This window comes from Paraburkholderia sp. C35, from assembly GCF_003121405.1.
In the GTDB taxonomy this organism is placed as follows: domain Bacteria; phylum Pseudomonadota; class Gammaproteobacteria; order Burkholderiales; family Burkholderiaceae; genus Paraburkholderia.
Map to the genome: position 1 here is coordinate 193,333 of NZ_QBUY01000005.1, position 26,043 is coordinate 219,375.

Here is a 26,043-nt window from a genome sequence, read left to right on the forward strand (position 1 = left end):
GTTACTGACATGAAATTTGCAGCCTTCATTGAATACGCCAACGAGCCTGAGCGGCTCGCCCAGTTCAGGCCCGCGCATCGCTCGTACCTGCAGGATCTGTTGCAACAGGGACGGTTGGTCGTCGCCGGTCCGTTCGCCGATGGCAGCGGCGGGCTGTTCGTCTACGAGGTCGCCAACGAGAGCGAAGCAGCCAGGCTCGCCGCCGACGACCCGTTCGCGCAGGCGTCGTTGTTCCGCGAGATCGTGATGAAACCATGGAAGCTTGTCTTCGCATGCGCCGACAACCTGAACCCGCCGCTTTGAGGAGCTGCTCATGACGATGGATAGCACCGTGCTGCTCCGGTTGGCGACGTCGCTTCGCGACGCCGCGCGGCAGCGCCAGACAATCCTGCCGGTGCGGGACGAACTCGCCGGGATGGGTATCGTGGGCGCTTACGCGGTCCAGGATATCAACACGCGCCACGCACTCGAAAGCGGACGCCGTCTGACGGGCCGCAAGATCGGCCTGACCTCGAAGTCCGTGCAGCAGCAACTCGGCGTCGACGCACCCGACTTCGGCATGCTCTTCGCCGACATGGAGCTCGCCCCCGACGAAGAAGTGGCGCCGGGCCGCGTGTTGCAGCCGAAGGTCGAGGCCGAAGTCGCCGTGGTGCTGGAGCGCGATCTCGACGGCGAAGAGGTAACGCTGTCGCAACTGATCTCGGCCACGGCTTACGTTCTGCCCGCGGTTGAAATTGTCGGCAGCCGGATCAGGGACTGGGACATCCGCTTGCTGGATACGGTCGCCGACAACGCGTCGTCCGGTCTGTATGCGCTCGGCACCCAGCCACGCAAGTTGTCGGAGGTGGACCTGCGCATGTGCGGAATGCTGATGGAACGCAAGGGCAAAGTCGTCTCGCTAGGCGTGGGCGCTGCCTGCCTTGGCCATCCGCTGAATGCCGCGCTTTGGCTGGCTCGCAAGATGGCGGAAGTCGGCCGGCCGCTGCAGGCGGGCGACGTCATCATGACGGGCGCGCTTGGGCCCATGGTCACCGTCGAGCCGGGCGACCTCATCGAAACTACCATCGCGGGCCTGGGCGTCGTCCGGACGGCCTTTTCCGCCAACTGAACGGGAGAGCACTGCATGTCAACCAGAAAGGTCAAGGCTGCCATTATCGGCAGCGGCAACATCGGCACGGACCTGATGATCAAGATCCTGCGACATGGACGCAACGTGGAGCTGGCGGCAATGGTCGGCATCGATCCGCAATCGGAAGGGCTGGCGCGCGCGGCTCGACTCGGCGTGGCGACTACGCATGAAGGTGTGGAGGGACTGGCTCGCCTGCCTGCGTTCGCTGACCTCGAACTCGTCTTCGACGCCACCAGCGCCGCCGCCCACATCGCCAAAGACCGTTTTTTGCGCGAACGCAAGCCCGGCATACGGATGGTGGACCTTACACCGGCAGCGATCGGACCTTATTGCGTGCCTGTCGTCAATGGAGACAGTTGCCTTGATGCGCCGAACGTCAACATGGTTACTTGCGGCGGACAGGCCACCATTCCCATCGTGGCCGCCGTGTCACGAGTGGCGAACGTCCATTACGCGGAGATCGTTGCCAGTATCTCCAGCCGATCGGCGGGACCGGGTACCCGAGCGAACATCGACGAATTCACTGAGACTACCTCCCGGGCGATCCAGACGGTAGGCGGCGCCCGGTGCGGCAAGGCGATCATCGTTCTCAACCCGGCCGAACCGCCGCTGATGATGCGCGACACGGTCTATTGCCTGAGCGAACAGACGGATGAGGCGCGGGTGGCAGCGTCCATCGAGGAGATGGCGGCGGCCGTGCAGCGCTACGTGCCAGGCTACCGGCTCAAACAGGATGTCCAGTTCGACCGCGTGCATAACCTGAACGTGCCGGGCCTCGGCCGGATGGACGGACTCAAGACCACAGTGCTGCTGGAAGTCGAAGGGGCCGCGCATTACCTGCCGGCTTATGCCGGTAACCTGGACATCATGACCAGCGCAGCGTTGTCGACAGCCGAGCAGATTGCCAGCCGGATTGCCGTGAGCCTGGTCGAACGATCTGTGACTGCCATTTGAAGGAGCAGAACATGAGCAAGAAGATTTACGTGTCCGACGTCACACTGCGCGATGGCAGTCACGCCATCCGTCATCAGTACAGCGTGGAGCAGGTCAGGACGATCGCCAGGGCGCTGGACGAGGCTGGCGTCCACTCAATCGAAGTCGCGCATGGCGACGGTTTGCAGGGGTCGAGCTTCAACTACGGTTTTGGCGCGCACACTGACCTCGAATGGATCGAGGCCGTTGCTGGCGTCGTGAAGCAGGCGAAGATCGCCACACTTCTGCTGCCGGGCATCGGCACCGTCCACGACCTGAAGGAAGCTTACGCCGCGGGCGCACGTGTAGTCCGGGTGGCGACGCATTGCACGGAGGCGGATGTCGCGGAGCAGCATATCGAGACCGCGCGTGCTCTCGGCATGGACACGGTAGGCTTCCTGATGATGAGTCACATGACTGCGCCGGCGAAGCTGGCCGAGCAGGCCAGACTGATGGAGCGCTATGGGGCGACCTGTGTCTACGTGGTCGATTCCGGCGGCGCGCTCGGCATGGAAGATGTCCGTCATCGGGTTCGCGCGTTAAAGGACGTGCTCGACGCCAACACAGAAGTGGGCATTCATGCGCATCACAACCTGTCGCTCGGCGTCGCGAACTCGATCGTGGCAGTGGAGGAAGGGTGCGACCGGGTCGATGCGAGCCTGGCCGGAATGGGTGCGGGCGCGGGCAACGCGCCGCTGGAAGTATTCATTGCCGCCGCCGATCGCCTGGGCTGGGACCACGGCTGCGATCTGTTCGCACTGATGGATGCCGCCGATGACATTGTCCGGCCGCTGCAAGACCGGCCCGTGCGCGTCGACCGCGAAACGCTGGCACTGGGCTACGCCGGCGTCTATTCCAGTTTTCTCCGGCATGCCGAGGCGGCCGCGGCGAAGTACGGAATCAAATCCGTCGACATCCTGGTGGAACTTGGCAAACGTCGCATGGTGGGTGGTCAGGAGGACATGATCGTCGATGTTGCGCTCGACCTCTTGCATAGGCGCGCGAGCGCAGAGACCTGCACCTCATGACCGCGTGTTACGACGGCGCGTGCTCGTGGGAGGAGTCTCCGTCGTCGCAACCTGCGGTTCGGCGGGGGCGCTGTTCTGCGTCAACTTCCGGATCAGGTTGATGACTGTGCGGCTCGCGTGCGTTAGCGGCCGCTGGGTGCTGGTGGCCAGCACCAGTGTTCGTGTCAGTACGGGGTCAACGATGCGGCTGACCCCGACCCGCCCGAGTCGAACATCGACTTCCACGGCTTGCCGGGTGAGGATCGTGTACGCGGCGCCATTGGCGACGACCTCGCGCATGGCCGTGAGCGAATCGACCTCGATCTGGGTGTTCAGGGATACGCCCACCTTCTTCGCCTCGTCCAGCAACATCATGTGAAACCCGTCGGGCGCGCCGGGCAGCACGAGCGGCAGAGCCGCGGCATGTGCGAATGGGCAGCTTGGCTTGGCGATGTTGGGGTCCCCTGCAGGAGCAATCAGGTAGAGCTCGTCGGTAGCGAGCGGTTCGTCCGTCTTGTGGAGACGGTCGCCATAGCGCGAGAAGACACCCACATCCGTGCGGCCGTTCGCGAGCGCGTCTTCGATATTGCCGGCAAAACCTTCCATCAAGCGCAGTTCGATCTTCGGAAAGTCGGCCCGCACCTGCCGGAACAGCGGGCCAACGATGTGCTGCGTGATGGACGCTTGCAGCGCCAGCCTGACTGGCCCGCTGGGCACATCTGCGCGATCCCTGATCTCGCTTCTCAGAAGTTCGAATTCGCCTAGCAGCGATTTCACTCGCGGCATGATGGATTGTCCGAATTCCGTCAGCATCACACCGCGGCCAGTGCGATAGAAGAGCTTGGCGCCGAATTCGCTTTCGAGCGTCGCGATGAGCTTGCTGAGGGCAGACTGGGCGATGCCCCGCGATGCACAGACCTTGCTGAGGCTGCCCGCCTCGACGATGTCGGAAAACAGTTGCAGGTGCTTGATGTCCATCGTCTGTATGTGTGAGGAAAAGAGCACTCGTCAGCGTCGTCGATCTCTTGTCGTGGATTCCAGGCCCTTGGTTCGAGCTTCGGAGATTGTAGCGAAACTGGTATCAAAGAAGGCAAGTGTGCTTAAGGATATCGTCACGTGCTATCTGCAGGAGAACGGACTTGACCCGAAAGCCGGGCATAGTGTCGACAGTCTTGTGGAACTGGTCGCGTCGAAGCGTGGACTATTGTTGCTGTCTGACAACGCGAACAATTTACTGCCGCGGTCAGTGTTATGCCGGCACTTGAGATTACCGCTCCACGAGGCGCCGTTCGCCGCGCAAAAACGACGTACGCCAGGCTACCATTTCGCCTTGAGATCAGCCGTGGATATCCGACGGGGTGAGCGGCTGCAACGACTCGGCTACGGAAGTTGGGGGGGCAGCTAGGCGCTGCTCTCCCAACCGCGAGCTTCGAACTGCCGGGTTCGGCCACAACCGGTCACTCGGCAAAGCAACGAAAATTGGCGACAATTAAGTTCGGAATATTCCTGGAGATCGAAGGCCCGATGCAAGCACATCTTAGAATCGCCAGACCTGTTAGCGACCTCGCGCAATCAGAAAGCATGTATTGCGCAGGGCTCGAACTCGTTGTCCTGGCAAAATTCCAGAATCATCAGGGGTTCGACGGGTTGATGCTTGGGCGCCCCGGCACGGGCTATCACTTCGAGTTCACCCAATGCCGCGATCATCCAGTAGCGCCGACACCAACACGCGAGGACTTGCTGGTGTTTTACGCCCCGGATGAGATCGAGTGGCAGTCCAGTTGCGACCGCCTCGCCGAAAGTGGATTTATCCGCGTGACCTCGTTCAATCCGTACTGGGACGTGTCAGGTAGAACCTTCGAGGATCACGACGGCTACCGCATCGTTTTGCAAAACTCGGCGTGGTCGTCATGACGTATGTGTCACGCGGGCGCGCACTCGATCGCTTTGTGCCAAGTCGCATAGTCGCGTTAAAGGTGCCCGAGGTCGAGAATCGGTCAGCCTGCAACAGAGCATAGATCGACGACGATCCTGAGCCATCCATTCACAAATCAAATTTAATGTGCCAATATAGCTGGTATGGAACTCCGTAACGTCCCGAACCAATCTTGTCATCATCACGGTCGCCTCTTGATGCGCCGTGGCTCGTTACGTCCATAACAGGACACCCGGGATTGCAGTTCCCCTTCCTGTGCAAACGACCAAGGCGCCTGAGGCGCCTTTTTTATTTTCTACCTCGAGGAGAACTCTGATGACCATGATTCGCGGAACACGCTTCATCGTTGGCAAGGAAGCTGCGCAAATTCGCGCTCTGGAAACCCGATTCCGGAGCTATCTTCATTAACGTTGGAGCAGAGGAGGCCATTGTCCCTGCATTGTGGTCGCAAGATACATTCATTCAAAAAGCCGGCGGCAGCGAGATCATAGGCCAGATGTGGGCTTTTCCAGATAAGAAGGGGCGCGCTTGTTGCCTGATTCCAGAGGCAACGGCACTGTTTCAGGAGCGATGCGGCGAGCTGCTGGGGCGACAACGGGAGCGGATGTTGTTTTATGTCGCGCGATGCTACCGCTATGAACGACCGCAAGCTGGTCGTTACCGTGAATTCTGCCAACTGGGATTTGAGTATCTGTGCTCCAATCCTGGATCGGCCGCCAAACGTAGCCAGGAGATAGCGACCGGCTTTTTCGATTCATTCGGCCTTCGCTATGAACTCGACAATTCGGCCTGCAGAGGCCTCAGCTACTATCTGAACGGTCGGGGCTTCGAAATGCGCTGTACCGAACTCGGGGCACAACAGCAAGTGGCGGGTGGTGGCGCATATCAGGAGGGAGCCGGTTTTGGTATCGGCGCTGAACGACTATTGTTAGCGATGACCGCTCAAGGGCTTGTATAACGTGCCGACGCGGCTTGCGGCCAGGGACAGGCTCGCCGGCTACACGCAGTCTGGCGATGGCGCGAACGCTCGATTTGGGCAGTCTCAATTGTCCCTGGTGGGCCGACTCGAGTCCATCACGGGCACTGGCCACGGCCAAAAGCAGCTAGTCGCCCAGGGCAACTCTCAGGTAGGCTGTTTGCTTCGGGAAACCATCCGCCCGGGATCGATCTGGACGCCCATTCCTACAAATGGGAGGCAGCGTTGCAAAAGGGAACCAAAGGACATGACAGTCAAGCGAATGGACAACGTCCTGATCGTTGTCGACGATCTTGAAGCGGTGAAGGCTTTCTTTATCGAGTTGGGCCTCGAGTTCGAGGGCCAAACCACGATTGAAGGGCCTTCTGTCGGGAGCCTCATCGGGCTTGGAGACGTCCGAACCACCCTCGCAATGCTGCGGACTCCCGATGGGCAGGGAATTGAACTGAATAAATTTCACCGGCCAGATGCAGTCAGGTTTGGGACCGTGGATGCGCCAGTGAACGCTTTGGGTCTTCGTCGCATCATGTTTGCCGTCGATGATATCGATTCTGTCGTAGCGCGGATGCAGGCCCATGGCGCAGAACTAATTGGCCGGATGCAGTACGAGAAATCGTACCGGCTGGCCTATATTCGTGGGCCTGAGGGCATCATCGTCGGACTGGCCGAGCAACTCGGGTAAGGGCGGCCGGCTCGCGCCCACACGACATCGATTGGTGATTCGTCGTGCCCACGACGAGTCTCGACGCTGGTCGCATCCGAGCCATTCTTAGCCACGCAGCGTGTCGTACTCAACCCGATCTGTCGTCCGCCATCAACGGCGATGATTTCCCCACCCCCGATGCCATCCACCGGCCCATTGCCATAGCTGTAGGCGATCGTTGGCCTCCTATGTACGACTGGTGGTAGGAAACTGGACTGGTAAACATAGGTAACCATAGTCAATCGCATCGGGCACGAGTCGGCCATAATGGGACATTGGACGTTGAGGGCTAGATTGGCGACAATCCCGGCAAGCAAGCTCTCTCCGTTCATGAATCAAAATACCCAAGCATTGGTGGCATCCGACGTTTCTCATGGAGGGAGAGGTGCACTGATGCTTCTACTTCATGGCTGGTCTCTCCGCTGGGGACTGGACTCACCTGTGACCCTTCAAAAGCTAGCGGTGGCGAAGAGCATCGCAGATACCGCCAATGATGTAAAAGGAACATGATTGTGCAGAGAACCGGAACTGTGCTTTGTGTGGCAATTGTGCTTGCTGGCAATGCGCAAGCGGCAGTCAAAGACCCGAACAGTCTCGAATGCTCTGTTGACCAGAAAGAGGTGTCTCACGATCTTGAGGTGAAGCAGTCCAATGGTGTCATCGTCAGCTTTTCGTATCTGTCTAGCGTTCCCACCCAGGGTCTCGCGACGAATTGCACCATAGATTCCAGCCTGGTCAAGGGTACACCCATCGTCTCCGGTACTACGACTACATACCAGATGTTGGTCGATGATGTCGTGACGGTCACAAAGACGGCGCGCGGTTTCCTGTTCGATATTTCGAAGCTGGACCAGGTGAAATACTGCAGCGGTACTATCGCGACGAGAATCCTGCTTCAGCCTGGGAAAAAGAAGTGCGTGCTCATGCCTTGAACGGTGTACTGGAAAAGCTCGCGATTTTGTGAGGCGATATCGAGGATTTTCGCGCGACGCAAGCGTCAGCGGCTGACGCAGTTCGAACTGGGATCTTGTGAGCTTCCGCCAGTCGGCAACTTTGGCGGATCGTCGCCCGGAAATGCTCGGTGAGCAGATGACTCGGTTAAGAAACGGACATCCGAGCGTCGGTAACCGTCAATCACAGCGTGACAGTACGACTCGCAGTATTGGGTCGGTTTGGTGCATTCGCAGTCTGCACAGGTTCGGACAGGAAAATTCCGTACGCCACCGTCAGGCAGCACCGGTTCGGGCTGTGCCGAGAGGGATTCGGTAGTCATACGTCTGGCAAACCATCGCTTTGGTGCACCTATGCAAGATTCACTGGGAATAGGGCGAACGTCGGCGAGGACGACATCTTATCCGCCACATAGTTAGTAAAGCTATACGATTTGATATAAACCAAGCTAACATTAGATTAATAGGATTTCTATGCAAATGGATCGATCGATTTGGCGATATTGGTTTGGGACAGTCGCTCACATGTGCTTGGTCTTGACGGCTTTCTGAGCAGGCGTGACGGCCGCTCGACCATTCCGATAGCGTATCCGGAGCAATCCGTCACCCGTTTGAACATCGCGATCCAATCGCTCAACGTCGTGCACGAGCGCCCGATTGTGTCCGATATCCTGTACCGCGTGCCGCTCGGTGAGATGGATAATCGGGCCGCCGTATTCACCCTGAGTCGTATCGATTTCCTGCCAGGTAAGGTTATGGGCCAACACGAACGCCTCGGCTTCACTGCCGGACCTCTGTTGAATCGCGCGTAGTTCCGCAAAAAATGGGCGGACGACGCTTACTGCCTGATCGAACGTTGGAGTGTAGTTCAACATTTCGATTGAGGCGAAGCGCTCTTTCATCGCGAGGGGCGGTGCGTCGAGAGCTTCAGCAAGTGCGTCCAGATGCCGGTACATGAACGGTCGCACGTGTTGCAGCGCGTTGGGTTCGCGCTCCACGACCATCGACAGGTCGAACAGGTCGCGGGCGGTTCCCTGGTTTCCCCTGTGACACATCTTCTTCGCGACAATCTCCGCAGCGGTCTCCACGCGAACGGAACGCTGGCAAAGCTCCCACGTTTCAAAGGCATGCTCATCAGGCAACAGGTTGGGGGAGGCAACGAAGTCGATCTCGCCCTCATCCAGATGCAATTTCACAAAGTTGGACGCCTCTGTATATTGCGAGTCGCATAAGGTATCGGCGACATCGCTGAGGCGGGGCGTTACGTATCCGAGCGCCTGAGGATCGGGCACAAAGAAATCAATGTCTTTGCTGATGCGATGGCCGTGCCGAAGCATCAGGACCGTGCCGCCCCCAAACGTAAAAAACGGATCGGATACGCCGCCGTGCTTCGAAATCTCGTCGACAAGTGTCAGTGCCTTCAGGAGCAAAGTCTCCCAAGGGCCCGCAGGAAGCTCTTTCGGCTGGGTCATGCCCACAGATCCTTCCGGTTAATTGAGTGTCGCTGCGCGAGGCGTGCGACATTCGCCCATATCTCGGAGGGCGCGCGGTGCTCCAGTTGGGCCGCTTCCTCCACCGCCATGACCACGTAGTCGAGTGGTGACTCGTCGAGGAAGTGGCCAACGTGCGCCTCGAAGCCCGATGGCACCTCAGCCGTCGCGAGCGCCTGCTCCAGCATGTCCGCGGACAACTCTCCGCGATAGCTGACGCTGGCGTTTTTCGCTGCCATCCATAGGCCACGCTTACGTTTGCGCGCCTCCGCGCTTGGAGAAAACGACAGTCCAAGGACGCCCAGAGTCCGCATAACCCGGTCAAAGCCCAGATCTTGCAGCGTGCCGGCTTCAAGCGCCTGGATGGTGCGACGGGACAGGCCGGCCATTTTTGCTAGGCGCTCTTGTGTCAGGCCCAGTGACCGGCGCCGTTCGCTGATCGTCTTGCCAAGTGTGCGGATGTCCATGATCGCGTCCCTCCGCCTTGGAGTATAAGCCGACTGGTCGGAAGGCGCAAAATATTGCGCATTAGCGGTCCAGCGATATCGCGATCGCGCCCCAATTTGACATAATTTAAGCTCCATAGAATAATCTGCCCCTATTTTAATAGGCGGTGTGACTGCGTGTCGAATCTGGTTGTGGCCTGCTACGGACAATGATTTTTCGCTTTCTGAGCTTGGGATTGCTGCGGGTCGATGGCGTCCGGATAATGAATGCTGTTGAATAGCGACCGCAGACACTGCATGACAAATCACTCCCGAGCAGCCCTTGGGGCGAAGACTACCGGCACTGGCTCGTCGAGCTGAAACAAAGGGTGGAAAGGGCGCGACTTCGCGCCGTCTCGAACGCGAACCGCGAACTCGTAACCCTGTACTGGCAGATCGGCCGGGAAATTCTGGATCGCCAACAGCAGCAAGGTTGGGGGGCTGGCGTAGTTGACCAGCTTGCCCGGGACCTGAAGGAGGCGTTTCCAGACATGCGTGGTTTTTCCCCCCGCAACCTCAAATACATGCGCTCCCTGGCGCAAGCTTGGCCCGACGTGGAATTTGTGCAGCAGCCTGCTGCACAATTGCCTTGGTTCCATCTCTGCACCTTATTGGACAAGGTCAAAGATCCAGAGCAACGAAACTGGTACGCCGGCAAGACCTTGGAGCACGGCTGGTCGCGGCAGGTGCTGACTATGCAGATCGAAACGGCCGCACATGCGCGGGCCGGCCGCGCCGTGCCCAATTTCAGAGAGACGTTACCGTCGCCGCAGTCAGACCTCGCGCGGGAGGCGCTGAAAGACCCCTACATATTCGATTTTCTCGACCTGACTGAAAACGTGCAGGAACGCGACATCGAGCAGGCGCTTACACAGCACATTACGCGATTTCTTCTCGAACTCGGGGCGGGCTTCGCGTTTGTTGGGCGCCAATACAGGCTGGATGTAGGCGGCGATGATTTTTTTATCGACCTTAGATAGCGTCAAGCAGCAAGGCCTAATGATTGCGCCTATGCAGCATTCCTCGCAAAACATCCATGAGACCGCAACCACGTCCAAACTCGTGATTTCGCCAGAAGAGTTTATTGCCGAGGTTAACAAGCGAATGCCTGACATCGGTGGTTATGAACCCGGGATGCATGTGTCTCTCTATCCGTAGGGAAGCACGGTGCGACTGCAATCGGATATAGTCCGCAACCGGACACGATCTAGACGAGGGCGGTCATTGGAACCTCGATCTCGCAAGTGCTTTTCGAGTTCGATGTGGAACCCGACCTCTCGCGAGCGTCCTGATTCATTCTGCCGCTGAATTCCGTGACCTTTTTTCACAGTTGAAGAAGCAGGGGTTTCAACCTGGAACTTTGGATGCAACCCTGCGCGCCATGCGCAGACCTTTACGGACAGCCGTCTTCGGTCGGTCCGTACGAAACGTTAACTCTCATCGGAGTTGGCGCAAAGAAAAACGCTCAAGTTGAGCGGCACTACGCCTGCACGCGATGCAGAGATATAGCACTACCGAAGCGACAAAAAGGCTCGCGCCGCTTCGGTTACATTCTCCACATATTTTTAATGTACCGAAGTTTTACCGGCGGGCCGCCAATGTCCACTCGCAACAGCCAGCGCGATGCCAGGAATAGAGAACGAATCCAGAACTACTAGTACTTGATCTTCGGGTTTCGTGTAAAGCAACGGCGCGTCGTGCATGCAATCTTCCATGATTCCCAAGTAGTGACCCAGTTCGTTGCATGTCGATTTTGACGGCGGGAGTTTCAAGCAAACTTCTGCAGCCGCCAAGGCGTCGTCGAAGATTTTTCGATTTTTTCCTTCTAGAACAAGGTAAGCCAAAAGCGAGATAAACCCAAGGAAGTTGCTCGTAACGCTGTGCGCTTGCTCAGGCGTGTAATTGCTCATTATTTCAGTCCCTTTCAAATAATCTGTGCTTTACAAGAAAGCTACCAGTTGGTTAATGCTGCCTATTCAGCCGCGCCCACCCACACGACGTATGCTTGCGAGCGTCGCTTCGATCTTTATCGGTTGGATCATCGAAGGATTCAGAGGTTGATCGCCCTTTTTTTTGTCACGTACCGTTCTTTTCGTCGGCGGTCACGCGATGAGGCGTTGCCTCGACCTATATCGGTTGATTGACCAAAAGACTCAGGGGCGGTTCACCCCCTTTTCATCACGTACTACCCGTCGCGTGCATGCGTATCGATAGCCCAATCTTGCAGACCGAGGGTCGATCAGCAGGAGTTTTTGAGGTACAGGTGCGATCATGCACCTACGTCCGGTTGACCTCGAATAAAGCTGGTGATCAATATGCGCTGTGTACCCATCACAAGGTGAGTTACTCCCGGTTATCTAGAAGAGCTCAAAGGGATATGTGGCGATTCCCGCTAAGGCAGTGGACCTGCCGATGCGCGACATCACGTCGACGACAGCGTTTCTCAATGGATGCCGGAAACGAACAACGCCTCGCTGTCGGGGGCACGGATAACCCCTCCACGTGATGTCGGTCTTCTCGTGCGCTGGGCTGCTGCAGGAACGCATAGGTCTCTCACGCGTTATCTGAAAACTGAGACAACGCGTCCAATACGCTGTCGCGATCGAGCAGGTTCGCACGATCGCCTTCGTACGGCTCAGTCGCAGAAGAGGAACTCGAAGATACAACTGGGAATCCAGGGAACGCGTCCTCCCGAAGACGCGCGTGTCCCCGAGCGAACATTTCGCGCAGCATGAGGGCTTCTTCAGCAAGCTGCTTGACCATGGCTGGCGTTTGATCCTTTCCCCGGCCCGCTTCACGAGCGGCCGCGTGAAGTCGAGGGGTGCTGAACCGCGAAATTGTAATGGTCGTTTTAATAGAGTCTTCGGCCGCCACGGGCTTGCGTCGTGAATTCCCTTCGTTCCGTGTCATCGCACTGCTCCTGTCATCAGAACTGTTTCGGAAGCGGTGCTTGTGCGAACTGCTCGGCCGTGGTCTTCGCTGCGGTGAGAAATCCCTTGGCGTTCGAATGCAAAGGATCGACCACGCTGACAATTGGCGTCCCTGGAAACGCGCGTTGCAGTGCAGGCAGGAAATATTTCGCTCCACCGCCAGTTGCAATGATGTGGATATCCTCGTCCGTCCCGAGCTTGCCTTTGATAGTCTTGATCGCATCGTCAATCATCGGTTGCACCTGAGGGAGACAGAGGGAAGCTATATCGACATCCTTGTCGCGTACCCGCAGTGTCATGTTATTGCGCAGCGCAAACTCAATGCGCTCGAGTTTGGAGATACGCTGGCCAAGCTCTTTCTCCAGCACATCGGCCATCCGAGTGAGCACTGCGTGCATCCCGATAGGTACGCCGATGCTGCGCTTTGGATCGCAACGCAGTCCTACCGAACACAGCGAGTCAGTGGACCGGAAGCCAACGTCGAAAATGACGGACGCAAGCGTCGGGTCCTGCGGAAGCTGTCCGGTGTTCTGGGCGGTGAGCAATGATCCGAACGGTTGCGGCAACACAACCACCTTTTGGATTTTTACTGTGCCGAGCCCGTGATTTTTTACGCCTTCAAACTTGCGGCGAAGTTCGGGGGCGTGTTGCGAAAAGCTGTAGATTGGGGTGCCGACGACGAGGACCTCAATCTCGTACGCTTTCAGGGAGTGGAGAGCGGCAGCAAGAAGTGCTGTGTATTCGTCACTCTGCTGGAAGTCGTCAAGTGGGGTTGGCCGCGCGACTGTGGACAGGGACGTGCTCCGAGTAAGCACACGAAACTCTTTACCATTTACAACGGGATGCACCTCGCCATCCTTGTCGGCTGACCCTGCGGCAAACTCTGCTAGTTGTGACGAAGCATCGAGGGGCTCAATGCAGGAAGGGAAGAACGTGGTCGTCACCTGACCGTCGGGATCCTCCATGAATCCCTTTACGTTGCCAAAGCCCAGGTCAATTCCAACAACAGCTTTTTTAAGACGCGGCTCGCGATGAAGGGGGTACGGGTGCATAGCATCCTCCGGTTGAGTCCTGCAATCGGACAAGAAGTTAAAGACGGCTTCGACGTGGCAGCAGAGATAAATAGCTAAGCCAGATCGGGCTGCATAATCATTCAACTGCGAACTACAAAGAAAACAGATGGGCAGACATATGAACCCATCTGGTTTCGTGAAAAAGGCAGGAACAGCGGGTGCGCGTCATAGACCGTCAACGGAGCAGAGAAACAATCTGGTACGTTGTCCAGTGAGCACCTCCCGTCGACTGATGACCGGAGATGCTCAAGCTCATGCAGACAAATCTATACGCCTCCCCGGAGCTCGTCATGAATTGCCTGTACTTGCTCCACGACCTGCTGGAAACATGCGTGAAAATTCTCGCGCTCAAACATGCGGGCGATACCCGCTGCAACCTCCGCGCTAGGAAAGGGCTTTCCCGGCTCACTGCAGATGCGAATGATCATGCCTTCGTGGTATTCGTCGCCCTCGTCGACGTCGATGTCGCAAGGTCCGCTGTATTTGTAAACCAGCGGGCCGAGCTCTTCCACGAGCATTACATCCAGCGCGTAGTTATGCATGTACTCATCTGCGACACACAAGTCATCAGCGATCTTCGGATCATCAATGATCGCGTCTGGATAACACACCAACGCCACCTGCGAATGCACGTGACCGCATTCACGGAAGCTAGCGTCAAGGAGCTGTAGTTCGCCCCACGGGCAATCAAGATAGTAGGCACGTTGCGAGAGCAAATCGGAAACGCGCTCGTGGAAAGCGTGCGTTTCGCGCAGCTTCCGCTCATCTGTGTCCCAGAGCTCGATATGCTGCGATTTGGTGGCGTCCTTCTCAACCTCGTACAGCATCTGGGAGAGCGCAATCGAATCCGCCAGGTGTTCTGGCGTCGTGCGCAATGGGATGCCGAGCATCTCCGCCATCAGACGGATGTCCGGGCGGAACGGGTTGTACGACAAAATCCGGTCGGTATTGGTACGGGCGAATTGTGACATCAGTAGTCCTTATTGAGGTATGAAGTGGATGAACGACAAAGCTGGTTCGCATTTTTGGTTTTTGGTCAGATCGGCATAGATCCTCCTTTGAAGGATGAGAAAGAAGTAGAAAGCGAACGGAAAGCGAAGTTAGCGACACGATCGAGAGGCGGTCGTATTCCTCATTTCGGGATGAAAAGTGCCGGGCGAAGATCAGCCTGGTGGACGTGCTCTCACGCCATCGACCAGTCGAACGGGCACGATTTGATTGCACCGGTTAGTGACGGTGCGCGTAGATTGATGATTGATCGAGAAGGAAAGGGCTGGTCTTGGCGAGGACCCTTGCTTGCAGGTTTCAGATGCAGGAATCGTCCAAAAGCTGGAAGAAGGACGACTCTGAACCGGCTTTGAAAGAATGCCGTTGTCGAATTGCAGACGAGCGCAGCTAGGCCTTCGCGCGCAATCTCGTCACGACTCCGCAAAGGGTGCCCTGACGATGGTTCAGTTTTGATAGTTTAGGACTGCGCGTGCCCCGCAAGCCCGAAACGGACTGAGGGCAGGCAAGACGAGATTTCGGAGATGATTGATACAGTACAATTCATGGGAAACCGCAACTTTTGATAAATTGCGATATTCCTGTCCCGCAGATCCGCTTGACAGATCCGGCGCAATTGCGCCGCGGGAGACTTAGCTTTAACGCTCACTGATGGCCCATTTGCAACTTATGACAACTGAGCCATCGGTGAGCGTTCGAGCATTTCGTTCATATGATCGCTGTGTTAATGCCGCAGAGGCGGCCACTCGCGGAGTCGATCGTACGACGAATGGAGTGAAAGATGCAAGCTTTTTTTGAGATGTCGTACGCCGCCATATCTGAATGGGCCAGGCACAGCTGCAGCGTCGTCGCGTCCCGACACACTTAAGGATGCTACGTACGACATACTCCTTGGACATATGGCGCTGTCTATCGCTTGTTGCCGATGGCTTGCGTCGCGGATCGTTCTCGTAGCTCCTGTCGTAGCTCCTGCAACCGTTTTCGGCGGCTCGTGCCGAGGATCAGGTTCCCAGGCGAGCGGGAATGTTCTCCCTCTCCGGCCTCCAGTATGGTGCGTATCGCAACGATATCTAATCGTGAGAGTGCGCGCGCGAGGTCGGGCCGTCCATCCCGTGCGAGTTGGTCCGCCACACGTCGTGCGAAGGAGGTGAGAGTCCCGTCATCGAGGTACTTCGCGTGACTGTCGGCCATTTCCTGCTGGGACTGACTTGCAGGCACCTTCTGCCCCGCCAAAAAGGCAGATCGGCCATGGAGTCTAAGCGCATCGGCGAGATCAGTCATGCGAGCATCTTGCGATAGACGTCCGACAATAGTGGATGTCCACGGGCATGCCGGCAGATTGGTGACATGGCGCTTTGCCCACGTCCAGATGTGAATGAAAAGCCTGATTTCTGCGCCTGCCCGTATCAGGTAGTTTGGTCCCCGATGTGCAAGATACAGACCGGGCTCCGGCAGTCCCGTGAGCGTGTTGCATCCGCACAGGGAAAAGTACGCCTCGAGTGCTGCCACCTGTCGCCGCAGCGCGGGACGCGCGTGCGGCTCCCGGAGAGGAATCTCGCAAATAAGAAAGCACCGGAGCAATGCGACGGGCGACGCAATCTGTTGAGCCGCGACGTACCGCTCAAGGGTGTGCGCGCGCCACCGAGCGAATGCCTTGCCTCGGTCCTGCCCCAAGGGAACTTCCTTTTGCAGGTCCGTTTTCAGGTAGTAGTAGACATTGCCTGCGAGCGTTCGTCGCGCTCGAAGGCCGGGAGGAAGTGTGTTCTTTTCCATGTCGGTCTAGCGTCCCACAAGATAAGCCAGGCAGATTTCGGGTCGGAAATGCCCCAACTCCTGGCTTAGTATCTCAAGCGCCAGTTTTGCACCCACGAGCGGAATGAGGGTGCGCATGCGGTTGTGCGCGAAACTATGACGCAGGCCATGTACTCCCCGGGTCCAGCCAAGGGCAATTTGACTCGCCCTGCTGAAACTTGTGGAGAGTGCCTGCCCGCCCCCAATCTCAAAATAGCTGAGGTGCTCGATCTCGCGGTCGCGGATTACCGTTGGATGTGGCCGTGCGTATTTCCTGAGTTCACGGGCAAGCGGCGTTGAGATTGCGACTTCGCGCGTAAGTCCTCCCTTCCCCGTGACGAGGAACACTTCAACGTCCGTGCGCCCGCAGAAACGCGCGTCTGTCCAGTTCCGCCGCGGAGACGGCTTGCCCAACGCTCTCTCGCGCAACGTGATGCATTCATGCGACCGGAGTCCGGCGTCGTAGCACAAGAGTGTCGATAGCTGGTTTTGAGGTGTCTGAAACGCAATCAACCGCTCGACTTGGTCAAAGTCATAGGCTCTTCTTTGGACCACAGCCGGAATGCAGCTTTCAAACCAGGGGAGTCGGACCGAATAGACCTTTTCGAGCATGTTTTTGGCCTGATTGACGGACTTTTGCGCGTGGCCTTCTGCGAACTCCTCAAGGTATTCAAGCATCATGGGCCGAAAGCCTGCATCGTCCAGAGAGATTCGATTGTCAATCAGCCATCGCAGATAGCCTTTGAAGGCTTGGCGATACGTACGCTCGGTCCCGACAGACCGGACCGCGAGCTTGTCGAGTTTTTTCTCTTGGAGATCCTGCTTGGATGCGCCATGTGCCGTGATGCTGGCGATCGTCTCGCAGGCGCGCTGGGTAATGTTCATGCTATCGGCTCCACAACTGATACAGCGCGTGTTCGATCAGCGCCTTCCTGATGGCAGACTGACAGAACCGGCGGCCGGCTGCGACCTCGATTTCGTCCGCCAGCCTCTCAAGCGTAAAGGGCCGCGCGTCCTCGGCGTAGACGCGGGCCATGGTGTAGCTCCGCATCAGGGGAAGAAACTCGTCAAGCGGGGCCGGCCGCCTGCGTTGTCGTTCTTTTGCGGGTGGACATTCGCCATATTGCCCGCGTAGCGCAGCTATCAATTCTTGCATTGACATCGTTTTCGAACCGTCCGGTGGGTTGAAAATATGAGTCAGCGACACGTCCCACTCCGGAGACGCCGCTAGCAGTGCGATGAAGCAGTAAAGCGGAAAGACCAAGGCGATGATCGCCTTTCGGAGTGGGCGCACCCGCTCCTAGCCGCTTGGAGATAAATCTTGCGGACAAGGCGCGGCTGGGCCTTGGCAGTCGAAGGTTTTGAGTTGACGATTTGCGGGCCGGTGCGCGGTGAGCACGGCAAGAAGACGTTCCGAGTTCCGTCTGGACAAATAGTCCAGGCAGTCCGTGAGCGTTATGGATGATTTCTGGCTCGGGTATCGACCCGGAAGCCTGGTTACGGATGGATGTTTCTGGCGCGCGCGAGCCGATTGCTTTTGTCGCGCGTGCTATCCCTGGTCACTTCTGGCGAAGTGACGGGTATTTTCTGCGGCTTCTAAGAGCTTGCGCTGGTAGGCCGGATTAAAGCGTGGTGATAATGCCTGAGTAAGGCGTTTGAATCTGACTCAAGTATAACGGCAGTCAAATCACTCGTGCAAGGGGACGCAATCGAAGTGCAGGGGACACCGCCGACCTGAGCGCCCCGTAGGATTCGAATCGCAAAGCCGGCGTGCAGGATGTCGGCCGATCAGCCTGAATGTCAACGGCCGCCAATGGCTGATCGAAGCGCAAAACTTGATCCTCCCAGTTATTCAAATCGATCGGTCGCTGTGGCGCGGCAATTGACTTCCGTCCAGCTGCGAGAAGTCTCAGCTGATCTCTGATTTGAACCAGATGGCTTCCTCGACGCAATGCGGTGCCCCCAGCACTCGTATGTCAGAGACCAATGAATGTCCCGGAATGCTCCCGAAGCGACTTAACGACGACATATGTGTGATTTCTTCCGTACCTCGGCTGGTCGACTGACGGACTCGCCGCGGCAGTCATTCATATGTGCGACTTAGGTAGGTATCTTCTCGTCAGGGTATAGGGTATTGCAAATCCTCAGCCGTCCGCCGGGTGTCCGGGCTATTAAGTTTCAACGGCGCAGCTAGCGAAAGGGTCTCGAAGACAGCTGTGTGTATTGGATGGCGGGCGGACATTGTGAGTCGTATGGTCCTGACGTCGTCGAATCACCTGCTGGGGCGTCGCCCTGCCAACAGACTGAGGAGCCGGACTTTTTCACCATAAAAGCCCTTGTGAATCGGATATTTCCCCCGGAAACCCATACCAGACAAGGCTGAGCAGGTTCAGTTAACAGTCTGACATAGCAGGAATTTGCACGCCAACGACGGCTATGCATTCATCTTTGGCATTCGCGATCGCGACGATGTCGGGCGCTCTGATCGCACGTGTGCGCGTGCTTGACGAGCGACCGCCGTTGTCTGCCAGTGATCGCCGCCGACGCGGCCGGGGATCGAGACTACGAGTGGGTATCAGTCGCGGACGAAGAGTGTTTGCTGCGGGGGGTGGTTGGATGCGCCTGCAGACCTCTTGGGCTCGTTCGAACCGCAAGCGATCGTGATTCGAAAGTGGCTATCCCGAGGGCGTTTGCGCTCCCTGAGTCGAGAAAATCCACTAACTGCCGATGCCGTCAGGTTGGCTCCTGAGTTTCGCCGTCGCCACATTTCTAGAAAGGCGGTCATGCCTATATCGCCCGATAGCGAGTCGTGACCGATATGCGCGGACGTTTGCGCTCGCTATATGATATCGGCGAGCCTACGGCTCATGCAGGGGGCCATGCAAACCGCGAAATCTGTCGCGAGCGGCTCGATCTTGTGATGAGGAACCGTCCCACTTCTAACCGCTCGCGGCGCGCTGCTACGTTGATGTCGATACCCGTGAGTGCGCGGCGCGGACCAAGCTCGCCGAGCCGCACGCGGTATGTCGCTGTCATTCGGGAGTAAATGGTGTTCTTGACTTTCGCGCCGTGACAGGATGTATCCCGATCCAAGTTCCATCGCCCCACGCGCTCGAGACGTCTCGTCATAGACACGATGCGCGCTGCCGCCGGATGATAATCCTTGACGAACACCTTCGTGTCTTGACCAATGCACCTGACCTGCCGGGTGTGCTGATCGGCGAGTATTTGATCCTTTTACGATTGAATGGCGACTAGTAAGGACCTGTGGCATGCGTTGCGGATATTTGATTCTCGCCCACGGCGTCGGTCTGTCTTGCGTCATCGCATTTAACACAGCAGCGGCGAGTTCTCGAGTTCGACTCATCGCTGGACACAAGGGGCGAGCGACAATGAAATCATTTGGTGGCGTTTGCATCACCCGGTGCTCGACGTATGTATTGAAGCCACATCCCTATCCGATACTCGCCACGCCGGCCTGGATTGTCCACCCGGCGGCGACGTAAGAACTGTCTATCCAGCGCTCGCCGGAAACGTCTCGCGCTGCGCACACGTGGACCGGCTTGAATGGGTGTCTCGACGGGGGGCGCAGCCGCGACCGGGAGTCAATGCGGCTTCACCACTCCTATCGAAAACATCGGAAGGATATGCGTGCCAGGAGCGTCCCGGTGGGCGATCCAGAGTCTTACCGCAGATTGCGACGCCGACCGTCCACCGCCCAGCGGTTATGTCCAGGACGACTGGTTCTGCGGAAGCGCGCGTTGCGGATCGTATACATCAAGACGGTCTGCTGCCTCCAGCTCATCGACGTAGACGACAAGGTTGACGCCGTCCGGCGACAGGTTTGATCTGAACAGAATGCCTTTCGCACCGGCCGCGATCACCTCGTCACCGATAGTCCAGCTTGGTGGCTCAATGCGCTGGTTGAACCAGCAACCACGCCAGTCGCAATAGAAGTCCTCCCAGATGGGGAGCCACTTTTCGGCGCGGTACCCGGTCGTGAAGTCAACAACCGGATCGACGGTCAGTTGATAGCTTACAAGCGTGCCCGGGGGCATCAACGGGGAGATCTGCTGATATTCCCGCACCGCCGTGTTCACATCAAGAGCAAGGTAGAGGGCGTTGAGTCCTACACGGTTGGCCCGTCCGCCGTGCTTACCCGCGCCAGCGCCACTCGTCGGCGCAACCGCCCATTTGGGCACATGCATCCGGTACGCCGTTACCTTCGATAGCGCTGTGAGGATCATCCGGCTGCGCCCGCCTCGAGGGACGAAATATAGCGAAGCAGGTCGTCAGTCCGACCATCCGACACCAGCTGTTCGGCTGTCTTGTAGTCGAAGACGGGCAGTGGCTCATTCCTGTACCAGAACAACGCCTGATTGACGTCGCCGGAGATGTCCGTTGCGGCGCGGATCACCCTCAGCGCTTCCCGCAGGAAGCGTTGGACGCTCTCCGAGGCCGGCTGCCTGCTGAGCGTGTTGCGATGCACATGCGCCTGCTGGGCGAGGGTTTGCAGGTCAATATGCAACGCCTCGCCGAAGCGTCGGGCCGAGACAATCGGTGCCAGGCTGTCCGGGTCCCGAAGCGATGCCATGAACTGGTCAAAGCCTAGGCCCGCGTTGGGGCGGGCAGTCACGGATTCCGTATTCATCGAAAGACTCCACGCACATTTGACGCACAATAATAGCACAACAACGCGTGGCGGCCAGTTTGGTGAAGACCGGGCGATCATCCAGTCCCAAAGGTCGTTGAGATTTCACCTCGACAAACGGCGAGGTACTATCGATACTGTATATATACAGTTTTTGTTGCTGATGACTGCATCGACTACGTCCCCGGAAGACATACATCCGTTCATCTGGCGCGCTTCGCAGCTCGCCCGGGGCCGCGGGCGCGTATTGGAAACGGGCTATCCGGAATTATCGAAAGAACTGCCCAGAGGAGGGTGGCCGCTCGCAGCGCTGGTGGACCTCCTCGTGCAGCAGGCGGGCGTGGGCGAGCTGCGTTTGCTCCGACGGGCATTGTGAGCGCGAGAGATAGAGGAGCCATTGCCCTGGTCAATCCTCCGCATCAGCCGGACGGTTTGGGCCTCGCCTACATTGGCCTGCCGCTTGACTGGCTGATGCTGATCAAAGCGGCAACGACTGCGGATGCGCTGTTGTCAGTGGAACAGATTCTCCGTGCTGGCACGTGCAGCAGTGTCGTCTTCTGGGCGCAGCATGTTAAAGACTCGTCGCTATGCCGACTGCACCTGGCCGCCCAGTCGGCGGAGTCACTGTTCATCATGGTCCGACCGTTCGCCACGTCTCAAGATGCTTGGCCAACGGTTCTACGTCTCGCTTTACGACCAACAGCGGATGGACTTATTGTGGATGTCGTCAAGCGGCGAGGGCCGACCATGGCTGAGCCTGTTTCCGTGTCGCTGCAACCAACGCCCGTGCTGCTATTACCACGACGTCAGAGTGCGCGCATAGCCGCGCCTGCGCCTTTTGAAGAGTCGCAGGCGACGCAGGGAGCGGCCATGGAGGCACTCGACCAATAAGGCCAGATTCCTCGAGCACTGACGGAGGTCATGTGTGTTACTCAGCCCAGATTGAAGCGGACTACAAGAAATTCGTCCGAATGTTTGGTGCGACCATTGATATCCGGGAGTTTGCGCGCCTGTATTGGGAGCGTGCCGAAGGTCGCATGAAGGTAAAGATTCCGAAGGCGATAGACGAGGCATTCGCGAACCCGCAGTCTGACGAAGAGCGTGAAATCAAAGACCTCATTGACCATTACAACGGTGATCAAATGAAGGCACTCGAGGAGGAGCTGTTTGCGCAGCGCGCGCGCTTTGTGGCAGCCGAGCGGACATTGCAGACGAAGACAACGAAAGCCGCGAGTGAGAGCAAACGCATCGCGGGCGACAAGATCGAAAGCGCGCTTCGCCGCATTGATGACATCAGGCGCACGGACAGCAAGCCGCGTGATGCGCGTATTTTTCCCGGGCACTATGCGCCGGTCCTGATTCAGGAAGCCGGGCAACTCGTGGTGCGGCCAATGCGATACCAATGCAGGATAGCGGGCAAGCCGGCCAAGTACGATTTCAGATTTCCGGGGCCCTACAATGCCAGGCTGGACAGCCTGGCGAAATTCTGGGCGCCGCTTTTCGGATACTCGCACGGTCTGGTGATCGTTGACTCGTTCTATGAAAACGTCCCTCGATCGAAAATGGAGGGTCGCGTTCTGGCGGAGGGGGAAGATGACGCGAACGTCGTCCTTCAGTTCTCACCGCGCGATGGGAGCAGGATGCTCGTAGCTTGCCTGTGGTCGAAGTGGCCGGCGCCGGGCGAACCAGACCTCTATTCGTTTGCGGCTATCACCGACGAGCCTCCGGCAGAGGTTGCAGCGGCGGGACATGACCGCTGTATTGTTTCAATCAAGCCGGAGAACGTCGCGGCGTGGCTCAACCCGGATCCGGGAGACCTGGCGGCCCAGTACGCAATTCTTGACGACAAGGTGCACCCGTATTTCGAGCATCAGCTTGCTGCGTAATACGCACCGGTAAGCGTGCGGACGATGCGTCAAGCACGGGGAGGAAAGATGAGGACGGTTACATTTGGCGTAAGTTCGCGTGAGGAAATATCCGATCGGTTCATCGAAGCCTTCAAAGGCAATGCGCAGGGCGCGCATATTTCGTTCGCATCGCACGAGCTGCTGTTTCAGACAATGACACCGCTGCGTTGGAGCCTTATCCGCTCCATCATGGGTGCGGGGCCTTTATCAATCCGCGAAATCGCGCGCCGTGTGACGCGAGACGTAAAGTGCGTGCATCGCGATGTTCATGCATTACTCGATGTCGGTGTCCTTGAGCGCAACGCTGACGGTGCCATTGAGTTTCCTTATGACGTTGTCCATGTAGACTTCCTGATGAAGAACGATTGAACGCTAAAGAGATAGAGTTGGAACGGTTCGGGCCATTTAGAAGAGACAGAGTTGTGAAGAAACCACGAATGGCGCGAGCAAGAAGACATACTTAAAGATTGGAATACGTAGAGCAAGTAACATCGAAACCAAAAAAATAGTTTGATAAGAAAACTTATCGCAATAGCGCGGTTCGGTTTTTCGTTTGTCTGAAAAGCTAGATTATCAGTGGGCTGGTTCTGACCTTGTGCTTGTCGCGACGGATTGGCCGTCGGCCGACGTGCTGCTACTACGTTGATTCAGTTCAACGGCTGGCACATTCGAACCGCAAATCGACCATGCGCCCGGAGGCACTCCGGCGAGTGTATTCTGATGCATCCAGCAGCCGCAAACAGTGCACCGATACTGGATGTAGCGCCGGATAAGGTTTCTTGGCGTACCGAAAACGCCGGTACCGGCGCGTTGCAGACCCGCGTGCGGCAGAACGGTCGAGGGCATCCCTGCTAATCCGCTACATGCAGTACAGCTTCCCATGCCATTTTCCAGTTCGACAGAGGGGCATGCGTTAAGCATAGGTGACGCACCAGCGAAGTCCAGGTAAGGCGGTATCCCAGACGCTCATGCGGCCTCGGGGACGCGGTGATGAATCAGCATCGTCGGGCTACGCGGAAAAGGCCAGTGAAAGAGTGCGGATAAAATGCCGTTAACCGGCTATATCGAGCCGCATGTCGGCCAGTCGGTCAAGTTTTCTGATTTTCTCCCCATGTTCCACACGCCTGATACCGAAACGCTTCGTCTGTGCAGTGTCCTCTCCAGCACGGCGTTTGGACTTGTATTCGCACTCGTTGGTCTGGGGCGCAAGGAAGAGCGCTACTGCTTTCACTGGTCAGCGAGTGCGTTGCTTTACGCGGCGGTGCTGATTGGCTTTGAATTTGCGCCGGGCCATCCGTACCTGAAGAGTGCGCTGCTCGGCGCGCTCGCAGTCACCAACATGCTCATCGTGTCCGGAATCCGGGCCTTTGACGGGGTGCCACCGTTTCGCTGGTGGATGGTGCTGCCTGTCGCGGCATGCGTCGGCACGCACGTTCTGCCGTTCTGGATCGCCGGTGTAAATCCGCACATCGAAGTTGTCACGCAGGTCTGCGACACGTTGAGCATCGCTGTATCGGCGACGATTGCCGGCCTTGCTTGCCTCACCCGGGAGCCTGGAGAAGAGCGTCGCTCTGGCTCACGCATGGTCCCGCGATATCGCAGCCGCGGCCGACGCCTCGCTGGCTTCGCCATGCTGTGTTATCTCCCCGGCTATGCAATCGCGCTCAGCGGGTACCTGTGGACGGTTCCGGGTCACAATCTGCTCGCGCTCATTCCGATGCTGTCGGACCAGTTGCTGCTCGCCGTGCTCAATCTCGGGCTGCTGGCCATGCCAGCTGAACGCGCGCACCAGAGATTGCGCGCCGCTGCGCAGCGCGATCCGTTGACGGGCGTCTGGAATCGCGCGGGCTTTGAGTCGCATGCGCGCTCGCTCGTCGAGCCTGGCGCAACGGTGCTCGCGATCGATCTCGATCATTTCAAGCAGATCAACGATAGCCACGGTCATGCTGTGGGCGACGAAGTGCTGAGGGCACTTGCGGATCTTGCCGGTGGCGAGGTGGCGTCGTTAGGTGGTGAGTTCGGACGCCTGGGGGGCGATGAATTCGTCGCCGTGCTGCCGGCATCGCGAGCGTCATACGCGCAGGCGTGCGCGCAACAGATTCACGACGCGTGCCGTTTGCACTCGTCCGGTATGCCGAAATGGACGATCAGCGTAGGTCTTGCTCAGGTAAGGCAGGATGAATCGCATCTGCGTGATGCGCTTCAACGAGCCGATCGCGCGCTGTATCAGTCAAAGGTGGGTGGCCGGGACAAGATGACTGCCTGAGGGATTTAGCGCATGTTGACACCCGATTACCTTTCCAGACTGGATCTGCTCCCTGAAGCTGAACGCTTTGTCCGGTTGCCCAACAGGGTTGCTCACTCGCTCGATGGACAAGACGTGATGGTGTTCAACGTGCCCGACGATGCATCGGATACCGACGCATGCAGGGCGCGTTTCGGCATTCCCGTGGAAGACAATGCGAACACAATCATTTTGCGGTTCAGGAAGGACGGCGCCGAGCATCTGGCAGCTGTCGTCGCACTCGCAGGCAAACGGATCGACGTCAATGGCGCCGCCAGAAGAACACTGGCGGCAAGTCGCATTTCTTTCGCGTCGCGCGATGAAGCGGTTGATGCGTCGGGAATGGAATACGGTGGCATTACCGCATTTGGGGTGCCTGTGGACTGGCCAATCCTGGTAGACACAGCCGTGCTGGAACGTCAAACCATTGTCATGGGCGCTGGCATACGCGAGGCGAAGCTTCTGCTTGCGCCTTCGGTATTGTTGACTCTTTCGAACGTCAGTGTGGTCGCAGTGGCGAAGCCCAACATCTGATGTTGATAGCCGTGCCGCACAGATCATGATGATATGGCTAGTCGATCGTGCGCAGCCGATGAAGATTGGTGGTGATTTGCCGAATCCATCGAGACCAGCCTTTCACGGCTGACCGGGTCCGGCCGATACTGTTGAAAAACTCTCTTTGCAGGCCGGGACTGAGGTGGTTTGAGTGACGCGTCGTCACGGACTCGGCGTTGGTGGTGGGATTTGCGCGAAG

26 protein-coding genes and 1 pseudogene are annotated in these 26,043 nt (G+C 57.8%); 14 read left to right on the top strand and 13 right to left on the bottom strand.

The genetic code is table 11. The features are described from left to right. Window positions 1-9: 9 nt before the first annotated feature. The 4 genes from DK391_RS05405 to dmpG are packed head-to-tail and all read left to right on the top strand — an operon-like array spanning window position 10 to window position 3,129. The gene (locus tag DK391_RS05405; RefSeq protein ID WP_109476953.1) at window positions 10-303 is read left to right on the top strand and encodes a YciI family protein; all 294 of its coding nucleotides are present in this window, start codon (window positions 10-12) and stop codon (window positions 301-303) included. Window positions 304-313: 10 nt separating this feature from the next. Further along, window positions 314-1,108: a 2-keto-4-pentenoate hydratase gene (gene mhpD, locus DK391_RS05410; protein ID WP_109476954.1), complete on the top strand. Its 795-nt coding sequence runs from the start codon at window positions 314-316 to the stop codon at window positions 1,106-1,108. A gap of 15 nt (window positions 1,109-1,123) precedes the next feature. After that, window positions 1,124-2,083 (top strand): acetaldehyde dehydrogenase (acetylating), encoded by a 960-nt coding sequence (locus tag DK391_RS05415; RefSeq protein WP_109476955.1) that lies wholly within the window; start codon window positions 1,124-1,126, stop codon window positions 2,081-2,083. 11 nt (window positions 2,084-2,094) lie between these two features. After that, window positions 2,095-3,129 (top strand): 4-hydroxy-2-oxovalerate aldolase, encoded by a 1,035-nt coding sequence (gene dmpG / locus DK391_RS05420; protein ID WP_109476956.1) that lies wholly within the window; start codon window positions 2,095-2,097, stop codon window positions 3,127-3,129. Here the strand turns inward: dmpG and DK391_RS05425 are convergent. Beyond that, on the bottom strand, window positions 3,124-4,086 hold the full coding sequence (locus tag DK391_RS05425) for a LysR family transcriptional regulator (RefSeq protein ID WP_239482713.1): 963 nt from the start codon (window positions 4,084-4,086) through the stop codon (window positions 3,124-3,126). The genes dmpG and DK391_RS05425 overlap by 6 nt on opposite strands. 546 nt (window positions 4,087-4,632) lie before the next feature. Here DK391_RS05425 and DK391_RS05430 point away from each other — a divergent pair. From DK391_RS05430 to DK391_RS05445, 4 genes are all read left to right on the top strand, one after another. Then, window positions 4,633-5,022, top strand: a complete 390-nt coding sequence (locus DK391_RS05430) for a VOC family protein (protein ID WP_109476989.1) — start codon at window positions 4,633-4,635, stop codon at window positions 5,020-5,022. A gap of 368 nt (window positions 5,023-5,390) precedes the next feature. After that, window positions 5,391-6,002, top strand: coding sequence for an ATP phosphoribosyltransferase regulatory subunit (locus DK391_RS05435; RefSeq protein WP_162600685.1), 612 nt, complete (start codon window positions 5,391-5,393; stop codon window positions 6,000-6,002). A gap of 265 nt (window positions 6,003-6,267) precedes the next feature. Further along, the gene (locus tag DK391_RS05440; protein ID WP_109476991.1) at window positions 6,268-6,702 is read left to right on the top strand and encodes a VOC family protein; all 435 of its coding nucleotides are present in this window, start codon (window positions 6,268-6,270) and stop codon (window positions 6,700-6,702) included. A gap of 560 nt (window positions 6,703-7,262) precedes the next feature. Continuing rightward, window positions 7,263-7,655, top strand: a complete 393-nt coding sequence (locus tag DK391_RS05445; protein WP_162600686.1) for a hypothetical protein — start codon at window positions 7,263-7,265, stop codon at window positions 7,653-7,655. A 539-nt stretch (window positions 7,656-8,194) separates the two neighbouring features. Here DK391_RS05445 and DK391_RS05450 read toward each other — a convergent pair. Both DK391_RS05450 and DK391_RS05455 read right to left on the bottom strand, forming a co-directional pair. Next, on the bottom strand, window positions 8,195-9,145 hold the full coding sequence (locus DK391_RS05450) for a nucleotidyl transferase AbiEii/AbiGii toxin family protein (protein WP_109476958.1): 951 nt from the start codon (window positions 9,143-9,145) through the stop codon (window positions 8,195-8,197). Continuing rightward, complete coding sequence (locus DK391_RS05455; protein ID WP_109476959.1) at window positions 9,142-9,630, bottom strand: helix-turn-helix domain-containing protein; 489 nt, start codon at window positions 9,628-9,630, stop codon at window positions 9,142-9,144. Before DK391_RS05455 ends, DK391_RS05450 begins: the two co-directional genes overlap by 4 nt. 335 nt (window positions 9,631-9,965) lie before the next feature. Here DK391_RS05455 and DK391_RS05460 point away from each other — a divergent pair. Beyond that, window positions 9,966-10,622, top strand: a pseudogene (locus tag DK391_RS05460) (PDDEXK nuclease domain-containing protein); the annotation flags it as partial. Between the two features lie 591 nt (window positions 10,623-11,213). Here DK391_RS05460 and DK391_RS44135 read toward each other — a convergent pair. From DK391_RS44135 to DK391_RS05510, 9 genes are all read right to left on the bottom strand, one after another. Further along, window positions 11,214-11,558 (bottom strand): hypothetical protein, encoded by a 345-nt coding sequence (locus DK391_RS44135; RefSeq protein WP_162600687.1) that lies wholly within the window; start codon window positions 11,556-11,558, stop codon window positions 11,214-11,216. Between the two features lie 643 nt (window positions 11,559-12,201). After that, the gene (locus DK391_RS05475) at window positions 12,202-12,558 is read right to left on the bottom strand and encodes a hypothetical protein (protein ID WP_109476961.1); all 357 of its coding nucleotides are present in this window, start codon (window positions 12,556-12,558) and stop codon (window positions 12,202-12,204) included. 16 nt (window positions 12,559-12,574) lie between these two features. Then, on the bottom strand, window positions 12,575-13,630 hold the full coding sequence (locus tag DK391_RS05480; protein WP_109476962.1) for a hypothetical protein: 1,056 nt from the start codon (window positions 13,628-13,630) through the stop codon (window positions 12,575-12,577). Between the two features lie 287 nt (window positions 13,631-13,917). After that, window positions 13,918-14,622 carry a hypothetical protein gene (locus DK391_RS05485; protein ID WP_109476963.1) on the bottom strand — a complete coding sequence of 235 codons (705 nt, stop codon included), beginning with the start codon at window positions 14,620-14,622 and terminating at the stop codon, window positions 13,918-13,920. A 943-nt stretch (window positions 14,623-15,565) separates the two neighbouring features. Further along, the gene (locus DK391_RS05490) at window positions 15,566-16,429 is read right to left on the bottom strand and encodes a hypothetical protein (protein WP_162600688.1); all 864 of its coding nucleotides are present in this window, start codon (window positions 16,427-16,429) and stop codon (window positions 15,566-15,568) included. Window positions 16,430-16,435: 6 nt separating this feature from the next. Beyond that, complete coding sequence (locus tag DK391_RS05495; protein ID WP_109476965.1) at window positions 16,436-17,332, bottom strand: site-specific integrase; 897 nt, start codon at window positions 17,330-17,332, stop codon at window positions 16,436-16,438. A gap of 1 nt (window position 17,333) precedes the next feature. Then, the gene (locus DK391_RS44140) at window positions 17,334-17,483 is read right to left on the bottom strand and encodes a hypothetical protein (protein WP_162600689.1); all 150 of its coding nucleotides are present in this window, start codon (window positions 17,481-17,483) and stop codon (window positions 17,334-17,336) included. A gap of 2,689 nt (window positions 17,484-20,172) precedes the next feature. Then, a complete protein-coding gene (locus tag DK391_RS05505; protein ID WP_109476967.1) occupies window positions 20,173-20,694 on the bottom strand; it encodes an RES family NAD+ phosphorylase in 522 nt (173 codons plus the stop codon). Next, entirely contained in the window at window positions 20,691-21,098 is a 408-nt protein-coding gene (locus tag DK391_RS05510) for a DUF2384 domain-containing protein (protein ID WP_109476968.1), read from the bottom strand. The genes DK391_RS05505 and DK391_RS05510 overlap by 4 nt, the downstream gene beginning before the upstream one ends. Window positions 21,099-21,530: 432 nt before the next feature. Here DK391_RS05510 and DK391_RS45675 point away from each other — a divergent pair, with 432 nt between their 5' ends. From DK391_RS45675 to DK391_RS05535, 5 genes are all read left to right on the top strand, one after another. Then, the gene (locus DK391_RS45675; protein ID WP_343225267.1) at window positions 21,531-21,989 is read left to right on the top strand and encodes a hypothetical protein; all 459 of its coding nucleotides are present in this window, start codon (window positions 21,531-21,533) and stop codon (window positions 21,987-21,989) included. 32 nt (window positions 21,990-22,021) lie between these two features. Beyond that, the gene (locus tag DK391_RS05520; RefSeq protein ID WP_109476969.1) at window positions 22,022-22,984 is read left to right on the top strand and encodes an SOS response-associated peptidase family protein; all 963 of its coding nucleotides are present in this window, start codon (window positions 22,022-22,024) and stop codon (window positions 22,982-22,984) included. A 48-nt stretch (window positions 22,985-23,032) separates the two neighbouring features. Beyond that, window positions 23,033-23,374 (top strand): transcriptional regulator, encoded by a 342-nt coding sequence (locus tag DK391_RS05525; protein ID WP_109476970.1) that lies wholly within the window; start codon window positions 23,033-23,035, stop codon window positions 23,372-23,374. Between the two features lie 676 nt (window positions 23,375-24,050). Beyond that, window positions 24,051-25,271, top strand: a complete 1,221-nt coding sequence (locus DK391_RS05530) for a GGDEF domain-containing protein (RefSeq protein WP_109476971.1) — start codon at window positions 24,051-24,053, stop codon at window positions 25,269-25,271. Window positions 25,272-25,283: 12 nt separating this feature from the next. Then, window positions 25,284-25,823, top strand: a complete 540-nt coding sequence (locus DK391_RS05535) for a YbaK/EbsC family protein (RefSeq protein ID WP_109476972.1) — start codon at window positions 25,284-25,286, stop codon at window positions 25,821-25,823. Between the two features lie 37 nt (window positions 25,824-25,860). Here DK391_RS05535 and DK391_RS44800 read toward each other — a convergent pair. Next, window positions 25,861-26,043 (bottom strand): hypothetical protein (locus tag DK391_RS44800; RefSeq protein WP_204117292.1); only part of this gene is annotated, 183 nt, incomplete at its 5' end.

Coding starts and splice junctions, on each gene's coding strand:
- DK391_RS05405 (WP_109476953.1), top strand. CDS start 10: ATGAAATTTGCAGCCTTCATTGAATACGCCAACGAGCCTGAGCGGCTC.
- mhpD (WP_109476954.1), top strand. CDS start 314: ATGACGATGGATAGCACCGTGCTGCTCCGGTTGGCGACGTCGCTTCGC.
- DK391_RS05415 (WP_109476955.1), top strand. CDS start 1,124: ATGTCAACCAGAAAGGTCAAGGCTGCCATTATCGGCAGCGGCAACATC.
- dmpG (WP_109476956.1), top strand. CDS start 2,095: ATGAGCAAGAAGATTTACGTGTCCGACGTCACACTGCGCGATGGCAGT.
- DK391_RS05425 (WP_239482713.1), bottom strand. CDS start 4,086: ATGGACATCAAGCACCTGCAACTGTTTTCCGACATCGTCGAGGCGGGC.
- DK391_RS05430 (WP_109476989.1), top strand. CDS start 4,633: ATGCAAGCACATCTTAGAATCGCCAGACCTGTTAGCGACCTCGCGCAA.
- DK391_RS05440 (WP_109476991.1), top strand. CDS start 6,268: ATGACAGTCAAGCGAATGGACAACGTCCTGATCGTTGTCGACGATCTT.
- DK391_RS05450 (WP_109476958.1), bottom strand. CDS start 9,145: ATGACCCAGCCGAAAGAGCTTCCTGCGGGCCCTTGGGAGACTTTGCTC.
- DK391_RS05455 (WP_109476959.1), bottom strand. CDS start 9,630: ATGGACATCCGCACACTTGGCAAGACGATCAGCGAACGGCGCCGGTCA.
- DK391_RS44135 (WP_162600687.1), bottom strand. CDS start 11,558: ATGAGCAATTACACGCCTGAGCAAGCGCACAGCGTTACGAGCAACTTC.
- DK391_RS05475 (WP_109476961.1), bottom strand. CDS start 12,558: ATGACACGGAACGAAGGGAATTCACGACGCAAGCCCGTGGCGGCCGAA.
- DK391_RS05480 (WP_109476962.1), bottom strand. CDS start 13,630: ATGCACCCGTACCCCCTTCATCGCGAGCCGCGTCTTAAAAAAGCTGTT.
- DK391_RS05485 (WP_109476963.1), bottom strand. CDS start 14,622: ATGTCACAATTCGCCCGTACCAATACCGACCGGATTTTGTCGTACAAC.
- DK391_RS05490 (WP_162600688.1), bottom strand. CDS start 16,429: ATGGAAAAGAACACACTTCCTCCCGGCCTTCGAGCGCGACGAACGCTC.
- DK391_RS05495 (WP_109476965.1), bottom strand. CDS start 17,332: ATGAACATTACCCAGCGCGCCTGCGAGACGATCGCCAGCATCACGGCA.
- DK391_RS44140 (WP_162600689.1), bottom strand. CDS start 17,483: ATGGCCCGCGTCTACGCCGAGGACGCGCGGCCCTTTACGCTTGAGAGG.
- DK391_RS05505 (WP_109476967.1), bottom strand. CDS start 20,694: ATGATCCTCACAGCGCTATCGAAGGTAACGGCGTACCGGATGCATGTG.
- DK391_RS05510 (WP_109476968.1), bottom strand. CDS start 21,098: ATGAATACGGAATCCGTGACTGCCCGCCCCAACGCGGGCCTAGGCTTT.
- DK391_RS05525 (WP_109476970.1), top strand. CDS start 23,033: ATGAGGACGGTTACATTTGGCGTAAGTTCGCGTGAGGAAATATCCGAT.
- DK391_RS05530 (WP_109476971.1), top strand. CDS start 24,051: ATGCCGTTAACCGGCTATATCGAGCCGCATGTCGGCCAGTCGGTCAAG.
- DK391_RS05535 (WP_109476972.1), top strand. CDS start 25,284: ATGTTGACACCCGATTACCTTTCCAGACTGGATCTGCTCCCTGAAGCT.